The sequence below is a fragment of the Flavobacterium davisii genome (assembly GCF_019565505.1).
GTDB lineage: Bacteria > Bacteroidota > Bacteroidia > Flavobacteriales > Flavobacteriaceae > Flavobacterium > Flavobacterium davisii.
This window is the reverse complement of record NZ_CP067378.1, coordinates 1091125-1108077: the sequence shown is the minus strand read 5'-3', so window position 1 is coordinate 1108077 and position 16953 is coordinate 1091125. Positions and strand designations below refer to the sequence as shown.

14 protein-coding genes and 1 pseudogene are annotated in these 16953 nt (G+C 33.1%); 9 read left to right on the top strand and 6 right to left on the bottom strand.

All coding sequences use genetic code 11. From position 1 onward, the window contains the following. The first annotated feature begins 39 nt into the window (after positions 1–39). The 8 genes and pseudogenes from JJC05_RS16750 to JJC05_RS05415 all read left to right on the top strand — a co-directional run bounded on the left by JJC05_RS16750 (position 40) and on the right by JJC05_RS05415 (position 8768). Positions 40–549: a hypothetical protein gene (locus JJC05_RS16750; RefSeq protein ID WP_258929530.1), complete on the top strand. Its 510-nt coding sequence runs from the start codon at positions 40–42 to the stop codon at positions 547–549. Next, complete coding sequence (locus JJC05_RS16745; protein ID WP_258929528.1) at positions 513–932, top strand: hypothetical protein; 420 nt, start codon at positions 513–515, stop codon at positions 930–932. Before JJC05_RS16750 ends, JJC05_RS16745 begins: the two co-directional genes overlap by 37 nt. Continuing rightward, positions 815–2572 (top strand): MMPL family transporter, encoded by a 1758-nt coding sequence (locus tag JJC05_RS16740; RefSeq protein ID WP_309597462.1) that lies wholly within the window; start codon positions 815–817, stop codon positions 2570–2572. Before JJC05_RS16745 ends, JJC05_RS16740 begins: the two co-directional genes overlap by 118 nt. 2 nt (positions 2573–2574) lie before the next feature. Then, positions 2575–3630, top strand: coding sequence for a lysophospholipid acyltransferase family protein (locus JJC05_RS16735; protein ID WP_258929526.1), 1056 nt, complete (start codon positions 2575–2577; stop codon positions 3628–3630). Next, positions 3631–5153: pseudogene (locus JJC05_RS05430) on the top strand (phytoene desaturase family protein). Beyond that, on the top strand, positions 5146–6603 hold the full coding sequence (locus JJC05_RS05425) for a C45 family autoproteolytic acyltransferase/hydrolase (RefSeq protein WP_309597423.1): 1458 nt from the start codon (positions 5146–5148) through the stop codon (positions 6601–6603). The pseudogene JJC05_RS05430 and the gene JJC05_RS05425 overlap by 8 nt, the downstream one beginning before the upstream one ends. A gap of 186 nt (positions 6604–6789) precedes the next feature. After that, entirely contained in the window at positions 6790–8079 is a 1290-nt protein-coding gene (gene flxY / locus JJC05_RS05420) for a flexirubin biosynthesis putative acyl-CoA ligase FlxY (protein WP_235878502.1), read from the top strand. 2 nt (positions 8080–8081) lie between these two features. Next, a complete protein-coding gene (locus JJC05_RS05415; RefSeq protein WP_258929525.1) occupies positions 8082–8768 on the top strand; it encodes an SDR family NAD(P)-dependent oxidoreductase in 687 nt (228 codons plus the stop codon). Between the two features lie 451 nt (positions 8769–9219). Here the strand turns inward: JJC05_RS05415 and JJC05_RS05410 are convergent, their stop codons facing one another. The 3 genes from JJC05_RS05410 to JJC05_RS05400 form a co-directional block, all read right to left on the bottom strand. Beyond that, on the bottom strand, positions 9220–9534 hold the full coding sequence (locus JJC05_RS05410; RefSeq protein ID WP_235878501.1) for a ribonuclease E inhibitor RraB: 315 nt from the start codon (positions 9532–9534) through the stop codon (positions 9220–9222). A gap of 217 nt (positions 9535–9751) precedes the next feature. Then, entirely contained in the window at positions 9752–11530 is a 1779-nt protein-coding gene (locus JJC05_RS05405; RefSeq protein ID WP_235878499.1) for an NACHT domain-containing protein, read from the bottom strand. A 189-nt stretch (positions 11531–11719) separates the two neighbouring features. Then, positions 11720–12715 carry a DUF4365 domain-containing protein gene (locus JJC05_RS05400; RefSeq protein ID WP_235878498.1) on the bottom strand — a complete coding sequence of 332 codons (996 nt, stop codon included), beginning with the start codon at positions 12713–12715 and terminating at the stop codon, positions 11720–11722. 390 nt (positions 12716–13105) lie between these two features. On the opposite strand from JJC05_RS05400, the gene JJC05_RS05395 reads away from it, so the two are divergent. Beyond that, a complete protein-coding gene (locus JJC05_RS05395) occupies positions 13106–13840 on the top strand; it encodes a hypothetical protein (RefSeq protein WP_235878497.1) in 735 nt (244 codons plus the stop codon). A gap of 982 nt (positions 13841–14822) precedes the next feature. On the opposite strand, the gene JJC05_RS05390 is transcribed toward JJC05_RS05395, so the two are convergent. From JJC05_RS05390 to JJC05_RS05380, 3 genes are read right to left on the bottom strand one after another with little or no spacing between them, the layout of a single operon-like run. Further along, positions 14823–15311 carry a DUF7000 family protein gene (locus tag JJC05_RS05390; protein ID WP_235878496.1) on the bottom strand — a complete coding sequence of 163 codons (489 nt, stop codon included), beginning with the start codon at positions 15309–15311 and terminating at the stop codon, positions 14823–14825. Positions 15312–15334: 23 nt separating this feature from the next. Next, the gene (locus JJC05_RS05385) at positions 15335–16231 is read right to left on the bottom strand and encodes a hypothetical protein (protein ID WP_235878495.1); all 897 of its coding nucleotides are present in this window, start codon (positions 16229–16231) and stop codon (positions 15335–15337) included. A 34-nt stretch (positions 16232–16265) separates the two neighbouring features. Beyond that, positions 16266–16952, bottom strand: coding sequence for a response regulator transcription factor (locus JJC05_RS05380; protein ID WP_235878494.1), 687 nt, complete (start codon positions 16950–16952; stop codon positions 16266–16268). Position 16953: the final 1 nt, after the last annotated feature.

Here is a 16953-nt window from a genome sequence, read left to right as displayed (position 1 = left end):
CAGAGGAATCGGATTCTGGCTTTCTTGTTGCCAATAGTATTGTTGGTTATATTAACATTCTTTGCCTGTCAAATCAAATTTGAAGAAGATATTACACGGGTTTTACCAAAGAATGATAAAGCCGATGTTACTTCAAAAATTATCAAACAATTAAAATTTGCAGATAAAATTACGGTTATCATTGAACGTACCCCTAAAGGCACAGAAGATGATTTGACGGAAACAGCAAGCGTATTTATGGATAGCCTGCAAGCCGTGCAACCTTATGTGAAAGGAGTTCAGGGAGCTGTTGCCCAAGAAAATATAAAAGGGATTTTTGATTTTGTGTATCAAAATTTACCCTTGTTTCTAGATGAAAAAGACTATCAAGCTATTGGACAAAAAATCCAAACGGTAGTAATCAAAAATAGAGTTGAAGGAAACTATAAATCGCTCATAAGTCCTTCGGGTATGATTACACGTGATTTTATTATCAACGACCCATTAGGAATCAGCTTTATTGGATTAAAAAAATGCAACAACTCTCTATTGGTGATGAGTTTATCATGAAAGACGGTTATTTGTTAACGAGCGACCGTTCTAAGTTGTTGTTGTTCATTAATCCGAAGTACGGCGGTAGTGAAACCGAAAAAAACACCCAATTTGTAGCGCAACTTAAAGCTATTCAATCAGCTATTAATGCAGGTTTTAAAAATAAAACAACCTTGTCTTATTTTGGTTCGCCTGTTATTGCTGTAGCCAATGCCAATCAAATCAAATCGGATATTATTACGACGGTTTTATTATCTATGGGGACTTTAATGTTCATTCTAATATTCTTTTTAGAAAAGTTACCATTCCCATCATTATTTTTATTCCTACCGTTTTTGGAGTCTTATTTGCTGTGGCAAGTTTGTACTTTATTCGCGAAACTATTTCGGCTATTTCATTGAGTGTTGGTGCCGTTTTACTAGGTGTAACCATAGATTATGCTTTGCATATCATGACACATTATCGACATAATGCCGATGTAAAGCAACTGTATAAAGATACCGCCAAGCCACTCATCATGAGTAGTTCGACTACGGCGGTTGCATTTCTTTGTCTGTTGTTTGTAAAGTCAGATGCACTTAAAGATTTAGGGATATTTGCCTCCATCAGCGTGATGGTTTCTGCCTTGTTTTCATTGATAATTATTCCTCATTTATACAAACCTAAAAAGGATGGTTTAGCACATGCAGGTATTTTGGATAAACTTTCTAAAATTCCTTTTGAGCGTAATAAATTCTTGGTTATTGGCACTTTCGTAGTCTTGATTATAAGTTGTTTTACATTTAATAAAGTCACTTTTAATAACAACTTAGGCGATTTAAATTTCATTCCATCGGATATTAAAGAAGCAGAGGCCAAGTTAGAAGCTTCAACCAGTTTAACTTCAAAAGCCATTTATGTTGTGGCGTATGGTAATTCTGAAAAAGAAGCTGTTGAAGCTAATGCTAAATTAAATGCTTTTTTAATCCAACAAAAGCAAGCTAAGAAAATCAATAATTATAGTTCTCTTGCCGGTTTATTACCTTCTGAGGCGGAACAAAATCAAAAAATAGCACAATGGAAATCATTTTGGACAGCAGGAAAATGTCAAAATGTGCAAAACCAGCTTGTTCAACAAGGAAAAGCTTTCGGATTTAAACCGGAAACACATCAAGCCTTTTATGATTTGATTCGTTCAGATATACAACCTTTACAGTTGCAGAATTTAAAACAAGCCATTCCCGATTTGTCCGACGAATACGTGTCAAATACGAAGAATTGGTATACAATCGCCAGTATTGTTAAGCTGGATGAAAATCGAAAAGTTGATTTTGTAAAAGCGATAGATAGTTTTGCAAATGTGGTGGCTATTGACCGTCAGCAGTTGAATGAAACATTTTTAGGTAAGCTAAGAGATGATTTTCAAAACCTAGTCAATTATTCGTTCATTGCTGTTATCCTAATCCTTTTTGTATTTTTCAAACGTATCGAATTGGTATTGGCCAGTTTGTTGCCTATCACAGCAACAGGTTTAGTTACGGCGGGATTAATGGCACTATTCGGCATTCAATTGAATATTTTTAGTACCATAGTTTGTACGCTTATTTTTGGGCATGGTGTTGATTTTACCCTATTCATGACCAGTGCACTTCAAAAAGAATATACCACAGGAAAAGATGAAATGCCAGCTTATCGTATTTCTATCATACTGGCTGCATTAACTACTATTTTAGCCATTGGTGCTTTAATTTTTGCGAAGCATCCCGCATTGGTTTCCATTTCTTCAGTGTCTTTGTTAGGCGTTATTAGTGCTTTGCTAATTACCTTTGTTTTTTATCCTATAGTTTTCAAATGGTTGTTTTTTAAACGTCAACAAAAAGGCAATATTCCAGTTCGACTTTTTACCGTAATTATATCCATTATTGCATTAACCTATTATGCTTTAGGTGGGATTGTATTTTCTATAATAGGTAGGTTTTTAATAGGAATTACACCGGAAATAAAGAAGCAAAAACACTTTTATTTAGAAAAGGAATGGCTTGTTTTTTTAGATCCGTTCTAAAAATGAATCCAATTGTTAAGAAAAAAGTAATTAATTCACACAAAATAGATTTTAGCAAACAAGCCATTGTAATAGCAAACCATGTTTCTGTATTAGATACGCTAGTATTCGGAATGTTAACGCATAAAATTGTTTATTTAGTAAACGATTGGGTGTATAATTCGCTAATTTTCGGAAGAGCCGTTAGAGCCATGGGCTATTATCCCGTATCGCAAGGTATTGAAGGAGGCGTAGACCATTTGCGTAAAAAAATGGAAGAAGGGTATTCGTTAATGATTTTTCCCGAAGGAACACGTTCTGATGACAATGTGGTAAAACGTTTTCATAAAGGCGCTTTTTTCTTAGCGGAAGAATTCAAATTAGATATTCTACCCGTATATATACATGGTAGTGCCGAAACCTCTCCTAAAGGTGATTTTATGATTCACAATGAGAGTTTGACGGTAGTAGTGGGCGATTATATTTCGTATGAAGACCGTAGTTTTGGAGCGGATTATTCCGCAAGAACTAAAAAGATAAATAAGTTTTTTAGAAATGAATTTTTCAAAGTACGTCAAGAATTGGAAGATGCGAATTTCTTTCAAAGAAAAGTGGTTGATGGTTACTTATATAAAGAAGAAGAGATTTATTCCGCTGTAAAATCGGATTTTGAAAAGTATAAAAATGATTATTTTGAGTTTTTTACCTTGATAAAAGACGATGCTAAAATCTTGCATTTGGCAGATGACTATGGTCAATTGAATGCTGTGTTGACTTTGCAACATCCCAAGCGAAAAGTTCAAGCGCTATATTCAAATGAAGAAAAACGTGCGATAGCATCAACGCATTATCTTACTGCCAAACGTCATATTAAATGTTTGGTTAATGAAGATGAAATTAAACCTTATGAAGTGCTCTTAGTTGCTACAGAAATTTTTGAAAATGATAAAATAGTTGCTTTCGCTAGTCAAGTGGATGAAGTAGTTTTATTTCAAGCTTCAAAATATGTTTCAGTGTTAGAAAATCAAGGTTTTATTAGTGCATATCAAAAAGCGAATCTTATAGTTTTAAAACGATAAATGGAAAGGAAGTATGATGTAGTCATAGTAGGAAGTGGACTAGGTGGATTGGTTTCTGCCATCATTCTTGCTAAAGAAGGAAAAAAAGTATGCGTATTGGAAAAAAACAACCAATACGGAGGGAATTTACAAACTTTTGTGCGTGATAAAACTATTTTCGATACGGGGATTCATTATATAGGCGGTTTGGCAGAAGGTCAAAATTTGCATAGCTATTTTAAATATATTGAAATCATTGACCAACTCAAGCTGAAATTGATGAACCCTGATGGGTACGATTTAATTACTTTTGATGGCGATTCTAATGAATATCCGCATGCACAAGGCTACGCTAATTTTACGAAGCAATTACTACCTTTTTCCCTACTCAAAAAGAAGCTTTAGAAAAATATTGCAAGCAACTGCAATATACTTGCGACTCGTTTCCATTGTATAATTTGAAAATGGGCGAAGGATACCAACAAGAGATTTTAGCTATCAATGCGCAAAATTATTTTGATCAATTAACGCAAGATGAGAAACTAAAAGCAGTATTAGCGGGTTCCAATTTCTTATATGCAGGTGTACCAGATAAAACGCCTTTTTATGTGCATGCCTTATCCGTAAACTCCTATATGCAAAGTGCTTGGCGTTGTATTAACGGAGGAAGTCAGATAACCAAACAACTGATAAAAGTTATCCGTAAATATGGAGGCGATGTTTTCAAACATAGAGAAGTTAATGGATTTACCCTTTCAGAAGGAAAATTAGCTTCTGCTTTAACAAAAAATGGAGAAGAATATTTTGGAGCTGTTTTTATCTCCAACATTGAACCCAAGACGACTTTAAAATTAATAGGCGAACAACATTTTCGTAAATCCTATTTTAAGCGTATACAAGAATTAGAAGTACAAATTGCGCCTTTTAGTATTTATGTTGTGTTTAAACCTGAGACATTTTCCTACATCAATCATAATTATTATCATTTCAAAGAGGCAAGTCGTATTTGGCAAGCTGGGGAATATACGCAAGAATCATGGCCAGAAAGTTATATGTTGTCTATGAATGTGTCATCAGCTGACCAACTATGGGCCGAAAGCTTAACAGCCATTACTTATATGCGTTTTGAAGAAGTGGCTCAGTGGGCTGATACACACAATACCGTTTCGGAAGAAGAATCTAGAGGGGAAGCTTATGAAACTTTCAAAAAGGAGAAAATAGAAGTTTTTCTAAAAGAAATAGAGAAGAAATTCCCCAATATCCGTTCATGTATTAGGTCCATTCATGCCTCTACACCTTTATCTTATCGTGATTATATTGGGGGACATAACGGTAATTTATACGGTTATGTAAAAGATTCTAATAACCCCATGTTGACCTTTATTTCTCCAAAAACTAAAATTGAAAACTTGTTTTTAACAGGACAAAGCATCAATATGCACGGTGTTTTAGGAGTTACCATTGGTGCTGTGGCTACTTGTTCCGAAATTGTAGGCGGAGCTTATTTGATTAATAAAATTAATCAAGAAATAGCAAATGGATAAAATAGGGAAGTATATAGGTGTCTTATCAATGTTGATTTTGAATGCCTGTGGGATTTCAAAATCGATTCATCATCTGCCTTTGGAAATTCCAATGCAACAACCTGTAGTGTCTAAAATTTCAGATACTTTGGTTACACATGCCAATGGCTTTTTAGTTAAAAATGATAAAAAAATATGGGAACTCCATGTGTCGGGTTCAGCCTCAGAAAGAGGAATGTTAACCGGCGCTTTGGCAGAACCTTTAGTAAAAAAACAAGAACGAATCTTTTTTTCTAAAGTAGCCGAAATGGTTCCTTCTAAAACCAAACAATGGTTGTTACGAAATATATTAAAGTGGTACAATCGTAAGTTATATCTTAATGTTACTGAGGAGTTCAAAACCGAAATCTACGGTTTGTCCCTGTATACCGACGCAAAATACAATTACATTGCACCGCCCTTTTTAAGAAGTTTGTATTTACACGGTGCGCATGATATCGGGCATGTTATGCAAGATTTAGCCTTAGTGGGGTGTACTTCTTTAGCCGTTTGGGGTGATAAAAGTGCCGATGGCGAATTGCTGATTGGAAGAAATTTAGATTTTTATGCAGGTGATGATTTTGCTCAAGACAAATTAATCACTTTTGTTAAGCCTGATAAAGGAATTCCGTATGCTTCCGTGGCATGGGCTGGAATGATAGGCGTTTTATCAGGAATGAATAAAGAAGGTTTAACGGTTACCATCAATGCAAGTAAATCCAAAATGCCATTGCTAGCTAAAACACCTATTTCATTATTAACCAGAGAAATTTTGCAATACGCTTCTACCATTGAGGAAGCTATAGCTATCGCTAAAAAACGCCCTGTGTTTGTATCGGAATCCATTATGATAGGGAGTGCAAAAGATAAAAAAGGGGTTATTATTGAAGTATCACCCAAGAATTTTGGCGTGTATGAAGTAGCGAATACCAACCAATTGTTGTGTACGAATCATTTTCAGAGTAAATCGTATTTTTCTGACAAACGCAATCAGGCACACATTCGTGAGAGCCATTCGCAATATCGCATGGAGCGTATGCAAGAGTTGTTGCTACAACAAGATAAGTTGAATCCAGAAAAAATGACTGGAATTCTTCGAAACAAAGAAGGATTGAAAGAAGCTAAAATTGGTTACGGTAATGAAAAAGCCATCAATCAGCTATTAGCACATCATGCGGTCATTTTTAAACCAGAAAGTCGCCTGATGTGGGTTTCCTCTAATCCGTATCAACTAGGGGCTTTTGTAGCGTATGATTTGAATACCGTTTTTGATGCAAAAGAACCCAAACTTTCAGAAGTTACGACATTAAAAATGGAAGCGGACGATTTTATACAATCAGAAGCCTTTAAAAATTATGAAATTTTTAGGAAATTAGACCGCGACATGGATAACGCCTTAGAAAAAAAGAAAACCTTTCGGTCGATTTTATAACGCAATACAGTCAAACCAATCCGAACTTATGGAGTGTACATTTCAAATTAGGGAAGTATTGGTATACTATAAAAAAATACAAAGAAGCAGCAGAAGCTTTTCAAAAGGCAATGCAGTTAGAAATTACTACCTTGCCCGATCGTAAGGAAGTAGAAAAATATTGGCATAAAACAAAAAGAAATTACCATGATACCCGAAATAGAAAAAGCATCCGCACATGAAATCAAAGTATTTCAAGAGCAAAAATTACGTGAGTTACTGGTATATCTCCAAGCCCATTCGCCGTATTATCAGCGTATGTTTTTGGAGCAAAACATAAATATTGACAGCATTCAAACTTTGGAAGATTTACAGCAATTGCCTGTTACTTCCAAAACCGATTTGCAACAAAATAATGACGATTTCTTTTGTGTGCCCAAACATCAAATTATTGATTATGCGACCACTTCTGGGACTTTAGGAAGTCCTGTGACTTTTGGTTTGACCGATGCCGATTTGGAACGTTTGGCTTATAACGAAGCGATTTCTTTTGCTTGTGCGGGTGTGCAGGAAGGCGATGTAGTGCAATTAATGACTACTATGGACCGTCGTTTTATGGCTGGATTAGCTTATTTTCTAGGATTGCGAAAATTGAAAGCGGGTATCATCCGAGTAGGTGCTGGTATTCCGGAATTGCAATGGGATTCTATTTTAAAATACCAACCTAAGTTTCTAATTGCCGTACCTTCTTTCTTATTAAAAATGATTGAATATGCCGAAAAACACGGTATTGATTATAAAAATTCAAGTATAAAAGGGGTGATTTGTATAGGAGAATCCTTGCGTAATCAAGACTTTTCTCCCAGTTTACTGACTCAAAAAATACAAGAACAATGGCCTATTGCCTTGTATTCTACCTATGCGTCTACCGAAATGAGCACCGCATTTACCGAATGTAGTCAACAACAAGGAGGACATCACCATCCAGAGTTGATTATTACCGAAGTTTTAGATGCCAATAATCAGCCTGTAGCTTCTGGCAAAGCGGGCGAATTAGTGATTACTACTTTGGGAGTAGAAGGAATGCCGTTGTTGCGTTTTAAAACAGGCGATGTGGTACAGTTGCATACCTCTGCGTGTGCTTGCGGACGCCAAACCTATCGTGTTGGACCTGTTGTAGGTAGAAAGGAGCACATGATAAAATACAAAGGAACTACCTTGTATCCACCCGCAATGCATGATTTGATGACTTGTTTTGAGCCTATTCAAGCCCACGTATTTGAAATTTCTACCAACGAGCTAGGAACGGATGAAATTGTGATTAAAATTGCTTCAAAAGACACCAGCGACAGATTTCTAACCGAGGTGAAAGACCATTTTAGAGCCAAACTACGCGTAGCGCCTAAGTTGGAAGTATTGCCTATGGAAGTAATACAAAAAATCATTTTTCCACCCATGAGTCGTAAACCCATAACTTTTATTGATAAACGAAACTAAAATTGAAAACCATATTAATTACAGGTGCTTCTAGCGGTATTGGCGCTAGTACGGCACGTTATTTTTCTGAAAATGGCTGGCATGTTATAGCTACTATGACTTGTTTTGACCAGGGCAAAGAAACAGTGCAATTACCCAATGTAAGCAGTTATATTTTAGATGTGACCTCATCCGAAAGTATCGCTACAGCGAAAGAAGCTATTTTAAAAAACCATGCGGTTATTGATGTCATACTGAATAATGCTGGAGTTGGCTACCGTTCTTTTGTTGAGTTCTCTAAAGATGAAGAAATTGACAAAATCGTGGATATCAATTGGCTGGGATGTGTAAAAGTATGCCGTGCATTCATACCCGTGTTCAGACAACAAGGCTTTGGACATTTTATCAATGTGACTTCTATAGCTGGATTGGTTAATTTGCCATTAGGAAGTTTTTACCATTCCACTAAAAGTGCTGTAGAAAGTTTCTCCGAATGTATGTCGTATGAGTTGATGAATTTTGGAATAGGCGTGAGCACCGTACAATTTGGGAATGCCCCCACAGCATTTCAAAAAAACGTGGTGAAAAGTGAAAACACAGGCGTTGCAGTTTATGACGCCATGATGGATAAAATTTCGGGCTTATTGCTAAAAAAACAATCGAAAAACACCAATTTAATAAACGACATCGTAGAAACCTTTTTTCCATAGCCAATAAACCCCGCGTAAAATTCACACGTTATACCGTAGGCTTTGATGCCAATGCTATGAGTACCTTACGTTCGGTATTGGGGTATCGTATTTTTAATAAAATTATAAGAAAACAGGTGTTGTAAAACAGCTGTTTTTTTAGAAATAGATACTGTCCTAAAAAAGTGTGTTAAGCAAAAAACTGTGATTGCAGTTGTTGAGTGGTGGATTACTCTAGAGCTTGGGAAGGATTTAATTTCCCGTATTGATAGCGCTTTTCGACCTAAATAAAGGCAAGCCGAAACTTGATTAATAAAACAACCCCGATCGTAAGGTCGGGGTTTTTATTTGAAATTTTATTTTGATAGGCTAATTAGGAATCAGCGAAATCGGAGTTTGTAGAGTGGTAGGGGAGGGTTTAAGTGATGTTTTATTTTGGGGCTTTGTACTTAAAGTTTAGGTGAGAATATGTTTAATTTTTTTCGATACTTGTTTCCCATCCATCATACTCTCCATTATATTTTTCAGCTATTTTTAATAAGTACAAACTATACTTATTTACACTTTTAATATCAATTTTATCTATTCTTTTGATTTCTATTTGAATTGGAAAATTATCAGCAACCTTTCTTTTGGAAACAAAAACAAAATCTTTACTTTCTGTTTCTTTGACAAAGTGTTTTGCTTCTAATTCTGTTTTAAAGTATATCCAATGAAAGACCTCTCGAGGTTTAACTAATTTATCTCCATTTTTCTTTAAATATTCAACGACGAGTTTGTCTTCCAAAATTCGAGTCTTTTCACTTCTGTTACAAGCGATCAAATTAATTAAAACGATTAATTGTAAACAAAGTTTTCTCATAGTTGAATTTTACGTTTTGTGGTGTAGTTGCGGACTTCGGAGCCGATAATTTTCTGCTTAATATGAAATTTATTGCGAAATGTAAATGTGAATTTACTACAAAATTCGCAATCTTGCCAAACACCTGTTAGTGGCTGTTTTTTTATATTATTGAAACTATATCATTATCACTATTATTTTCATTAATTAAATATTCTTCAAGATTATTTTTTATTATTTCAAGTTTAGTTTTATATTCAACTAGAAATGGCTTTATATCGTTATAAGCTAGCTTTTCCAGTCTCTCATTAAATTTTTTCTCAAGTAATTTTTCGTCTTTTATATTTTCTTTATTTATTTCTTCTCCATAGATGTTGAATTTTTCGTTGAAAAGCTCATTCGCATTTTTAAAATCATCACACTTTAATACATACTCAAAGGAATCAAATATCTGGTTTAAATTTAGAAATGTGTCAATAATAGTTTTGTGTTTGTACTTATTGATGTTCTTTGTTTTTATAAAATTTTCAAAATAAGGAATTAGAGCATATTTGATAACATTTATTTGGTCTAATTCGGATAAAAGAAGATAAAAGTTATCCTTTGATGAATGTAAAAATCTATTTTTATGTGTTAATGAATTAATTATTTTATTATAAACAATTTTTTTATTTGTATCGTTTAGTGAAAAAATATAAATGGCTGTGAAATATTCTTGAAGCGACCTGTGAGGAAAAGTATAATCAGTACCTTCTTTATTTAGGATATTTATTGCTACTTGTAGATCATTAATAAGTTTTGTATTTTCAAAGTTTAGATTTTTCTTTTTTTCCTTAATGAAATTAAATTTTTCGTTAAGATATATACCGCTAAAAATAAATTTTTCATCGAAATAAGAGATAAATGAAAATAACTTTAACACTTCAATTATTTGTTCTTTTGATAAACCACTTTGCTTTTCTCTTACGAAAGCAAGTTTAGACATGCTATCATGCACTGAAAAAAGAGCATCAAAAACTTGACTATAAAATTCACTCCTTTTTTGAGGTATGCTAGAATAAGATTGAAAAGTTAATATAAACATAGAAAGCAATAGGGGATTGCTTAAAAAACTTTTATATGATAGGTTATCTTGGCTATTTACAGCTTCAATAATCTTGTCGCATAACTCTTTTTCAGATTTTGGGATTTGTTTTTTAATGAACTGATTAATATCCTCATCAGACAATTCGCAAACCTCATAGTTGTGGAATAATGGCAATAATTCAATTTCAGTATAAGGTCTTGAAGTCAATAAATAATAATTTTTATTATATACTTTAACTAAGTCGTCTATTTCTTTAGTAATTTTTTCTTTTTTAGTTGAAGAAATTTCATCATAACCATCTAAAAAGAAAACAAAATCCCCAGAATTCATCATTCTTTCTACAATTCTGTCATTTGTTGCTAGTCGATTTAGTTTTAAAATTTTTTCTTTAATAAACTCAATAATATTACCATTGTAATCGTTTAAATATCTTAATTCAACTTTTATAGGTATTTTAAAATCTAAGTCAATTGAATTTAAAAATAAATACTTGATTATTGTGCTCTTTCCACTTCCAGCGTTTCCTATTAGAGTGATACATTGTTGTTTGGAAAATAAATTTTTAATTGAATCTGTAGCAATTCTATTTTCTTTGTCCTGATTACGCCTAAATTTGTATTCTCTGTCACAAGATTTTATAAATAGAGGTTGATAAAACTCAGTCAATTTCTTTGGTTCAACCCTGTGTAATAATGTTTTGGTACAATAATTTCTATTATATTCTTCAACCTGATACTCTAGAATATTATTATTTATTACTTGTTTTACTTCTTCTCCAAATTCTTTAGCTAAACTTTCAAATAGAGGTTTAAACTTATCACCTATAAAGGTTCCAATTAATGTTAAAACTGGCATATATAAATGTAATTATTGTTTGTTATATGATTGTGTGTTAAAATAGCCACTAACGTCCTGCCAGCTTGGCGATGTGGCGGAACAAGTAAGCGTTTAGTTTTCTTAAAGATAATAGTTTACAAGTATAAAACAAACATTAAATAAGCCTTTAACCGCCATATTGCCAAACTGCTTGTTGTGCGTTCGCTTTTATTCTTCATTTATTATCTCTGGCATTGTCGGATAGGATGTCATTAGGCTGATAATTTTTGGAAGGAACCATTCTCGACAAATATCCTCATATATATTTCCTAAGTTTGTTAATTGATGCCATAAAACAATTACCTTATCTTTTACAGTTCCCCAATCTACTTCATTTTCTTTTAATAGATTTTTAACTGTTTCTAAGTCCATTTTAGATAGTGGTAATACCTGCCACTCATTATGTCGCCAAATATCCAAGTCTTCTATTTGAGAAATGAAATATAGAAGTTGCGTTTTTATCTCACCCTGTTCATATTGTTTCCATTTTTCTTTTTCGTCTCGATATGTCAAAACAGGATAATCTTTGTAACCAAAAATGTGTTTGATTTCATTTTTTTGAAAAGAAAATTTTGAAAAAGCAGCAAGAAGTTTTACTCTTTTTCCGTAGAATTTAAGCGCGTTGATGGATATGTCAACGTTCGATAGTTTGTTAAAAGCTGGTATATTAAATGTTAACGAACCTTGTTCTGTATATTTTGGATTCTGCGGTAAAATGATTTTGTCAATGTAGTCGTTTACGCAAACAAAATAAGTCTCTCTGTTTTTGATATCCACAACAAATAAAAGCACTGGAACACTACCTCCAAGAGATTGAATGGTAAAAATAGATGTTGTGTCAAAAGGATATTTTACTACATCAAGTTTAGTATGAGATTTTCTGTTCTCTATCCACATCCCTTTTGCAACATTGCTAACTTCATAAATAGTCTCTTTTTTAAATTCTAATTCTTTAACTGATTTTACTTGAACATAAATGAACTCACCAAGTGTCTCAGCAATATTGTTGTCCACTATTTCAAAAAGTTCAATTACTAAATCAATACCATAATCTGGTCTGTTAAATTCTCTTACAACCCAATGTTTAGGAATTTGACTTTTAATAATTTCATAGGATTCGTCCTCCATTATGTGTTGAGGAACTCTTTGTTTCTTTCTAATCATTTGGATTTGTTCTAAAGTGACGCACAACTCATAAATAGGCGAACCCTATCACAAGTCTGTTTATTGATTTCATCGAAACAATACAAAAGCGCATTTCGCTAATTAAAATTGTTTCGTATTCCAAAAATAGAAAATCTAAACTGATAATGTATCTAATCAATTGATGATTTTTTGCAAACTTTGGTCTGTTTTATATCTGGGCTACCAACGATTTATAAAGTAGTGTTTAAAGTTAAACACCTAGGTGCTAACTTAATTTACTTGCTTCGCTAAAACGAATACATCGCACACAACACTAGCTTACTTTCACCCCTCATCCATCACCCAAAACTATTTTTTCCTCTTTCAAAAAAAATCACTAATTATGTAGTAATTCTTAAACAAATTATCATGACAACAACAAACAAAAACTCAACTTCCGAAACGGGACACGCTAAGAACATCGCAAATTTTGGCGCTGCCATTCAAATTCTTCAAGAAATGGGTGCACTCTATAATCCTTCTAATCCGCAATTGGGGATTGATAAGCTTTTAGAAATAAAACAAGAGGTAGAAGCGACTATACTAGGACTAAATACCAAAATTCCAGCCTACAAAAACGCAGTAGCAGCACGTGAAATAGCCATGGAACCTGTAAGTAAATTAACCACTCGAATTAATAATTTTGTCAAATCTATTGCCATTTCGCAGCCCGATAAAGAAAATATCCAAACTCTAGTAAAGAAAATTCGTGGTGATGTAAAAGCCAAAAAAGTAAATCCTGAAACCGCAGAAACCAAAACCATTTCAACCCTGCAACAAAGTTTTGACAGTCGTATTGCGAACCTTTCTGTTTTAATAGAGCAGTTAAATATACATCCAGAATTTGCACCCAACGAAGAAGAACTGAAAACACAAAACCTAAAAACATTACAACAACAATTAGATGCTTTAAGTAAAAACGTAAACACTACAGCCAATGCGTTAATCACAGCACGTATGGATAGAAACAAAATCTTATATACCAATCCTGATAACGCCCTAAAAACGATAAAGGAAGTAAAAGCTTATGTCAAATCCCTAGGTGAAGCCGCACAACCCTATTATAAAGCCCTTGTGAAATTACAATTTAGAGAACAAGATTAACAATTAAGTAGACAAACATTTATCGATAACTTATTAAAAACTCTAGCAATCAAATGCTAGAGTTTTGTTTTTTTACCTAACAGGTCTAAAAGTACCTGTTAGGTTTTTTAAACACCATCCATCGTATTCTTATCGTGAGTATGCCCGTTCCTTTCGAACCCTAACAGGTCTAAAAGTACCTGTTAGGTTTTTAAAATCCTCTCCCGTGTGCTCTATATCAGATGAATATCTTACGAAATACGTATAGTACTGCCTAAGGTATACACCTAGGATTGTCCCCTTGAGGGGACTATAGGGGTGTTTAATTTAAAAATGAATTGTTTAAGTGATTGAAATTCGTGTAAATTGGTGGAATTCGTGTTGTTTTAAGTTTTTAAATAAATAATACAATTATATCTTAAGAAATGTTACTAATACTGCCTAAGGCATACACCTAGGATTGTCCCCTTGAGGCGACTATAGGGGTGTTGAAAGTAAATGAGAATTTCTCCTATGAAGTTTAAAGGTATTACTAATCGCATAACTTCATATGCGCACCGTAATTCTCTATATACGTATCGTAAATCTTTATATATGTACCGTAATTTCCTATATACGCACCGTAAATCTTTATACGGACATCGTAAATCTTTATATACGTACCGTAATTTTCTATATACACATCGTAAATCATTATATGCACATCGTGATTTTCTATATAGGCACCGTAAAAGTTTATATGCACACCGTAAATCTTTATATACGTACCGTGATTTCCTATATACGCACCGTAAATCTTTATATGCGTACCGTAATTTTCTATATACGCATCGTAAATCTTTATATGTGCACCGTAATTTCCTATATACGCATCGTAAATCTTTGTATGAAAATTGAAATTTCTTATATACTTGTTGTAAAACTCAAATCTACATAAAAAATCAGAAGTTTAGAAGTTGGAGTTTGTTATCAATCTCAATGTCAATGTTTTTTGAATCTATATCTATGTATTTGAATTTATATCCTCAATTATTTCATCAGTAATAGAGATTAATTTTTCTTCTATTTGTTTAGTTAGTTTTTCTAGGTCGTTAAAGTTTGGTTTGTCAATTAAAATCGCTTCAAGAATGGAATACTGTGGTTTCGTTATTCTGTTTTTATTCCATTTAGTTAATTTGAAATATTCCCAATGTTTTTCTTGAATTGGAATCGTTCGTCCTAATAACCAAATTTCAAATTGCATTTTAGGATGATTCAATACAAGTCCCATTTTTAGTTTTCGTTCCTTTAAAAAGTCGTTTGTGTAATAAAAATAGGTGTAGTCCATATAACCTTGAAAAATACTACCGAAAGAATAGGTGTCTCCGATGTTGTTTGATAAATAGTTTCTAAGTCCAGTGATATATTTAACAAGTCCTACATAGGCTTCTTGGATATCGCCTTTGTTTAATTGCTCTTTATATTTGTCAATGAAATAATTTAAGTCTTTCATTTTTGGGTTATATGTTTAGTTGTTTATTTTCTATCCAATATCCAGTTTATCAAATCTTGTCTTTCGACCAAATTCCGGTGATGCGGGTTTCTTGTGCCATCAGCACGATAACCTCGGTTTTTAGTACTAATGCATTCTGATTTTTTTGAACCTAAATTTTCTAAGGCTTTGTGTGTTTCCGCTAATTGATAAGCATTTAATTCTTCATATTCTCTACCTGAATCTTTCTTATGGTAGGCTAGTGCAGGTTCGTAGTAAAAGCGTATTTTGATATCTTTTAAATGAAAAATGTTGTTGGTCGTATGCGTGGATATAGTGTACGGTGAGGAATTCTCGTATTTAGCTATATTCTGCTCTGGTTTACCTAATTCTTCTTCAAGCAGTTGTATTATAAACTTACCTTCCTCGATTGCTTCGTTATTTACATTTCTTTTAAGGTCGATTTTAGCATTTTGATACAATCGTTCTACATCAAGAGGCGAATCGACTGCGAAAACACCTTGAGGTTTTAAGGCATTTTTTGTAGCTATAAGATAATTGGAAAGGATAAAAGAAACATTACCGCCACTTGAAAAACCACCCATATAAATATGATTTTTATCCAATTGATTTTCGTTAAAAATTTGATTTAACATTTGCGAGTACGTTTTTTTCTCAGCTTCTGATAAATAGAGTTTTTGGTTGAAATCCATTAAAAGCGTTGAGATGCCTTCTTTATCCAAATCTTTTAAAAATTTCGCTTCGCTTTTGGTGTGTTCGATATCGCAAGGGAAGCAAGGGAACAAAATCAATGTTGCTTTTGAGTGCGGAGCTATGGTTAGTTCGTAATGCTTGGTTTTTACTACCTTCTTTTTTTTAAAGTCTGATTTGCAAGAAATAAAAGTAAAGCTTATTAATAGTAAGATTAGTTTGTAATGCATAAATTAGTGTTTTTTATTAAAGTAGTTTTTCTATTTACAAAACTTTAAATTCTAACCCGATATTCCGAATACTTTCAATTTTTATTGATGAATCGTCTTTAAAATATTTTCTAAGTCGGCTAATAAAAACATCCATACTTCTGCCTGAAAAGAAATCATCGTTTCCCCAAACAGCATTTAAAATTTGTTCTCTTTTCAGTAATTGGTTTCTATTTTCAAAAAGATATAGCAATAATGAAGCTTCCTTCTCAGTAAGTTGTTGCGTTTTATTATCTAGTTTTAATTCAAATCGATTGACTAAAAATGAATAATTTCCTATTTTGAGTATGTCTCTTTTTACTTCAGATGTTTCTTTTTTACTAGTTCTTTTGAGAATGTTTGTTAGTCTTAAAACCAATTCTTCTACTTCAAATGGTTTTACAATATAATCATCGGCTCCCAGTTTTAATCCTTTGATTTTATCTTCATTTTGATTTCTTGCAGTTAAAAATACGAATGGTATTTCTGGATTTATTGTAATGATTTTATCGGCCAAAGTGAATCCGTCCATTTTGGGCATCATTACATCTAAGATACAAATATCAAAGGTTCCATTTTTTAGTAAATCTAGTGCTGCTTGTCCATCATTGGCACAAGTAACTTCAAAGGAATAGAGTTCTAAATATTGTTTTAGAACATTAGCAAAATCAAAATCGTCTTCGGCTAAAAGGATTCTCTTCATA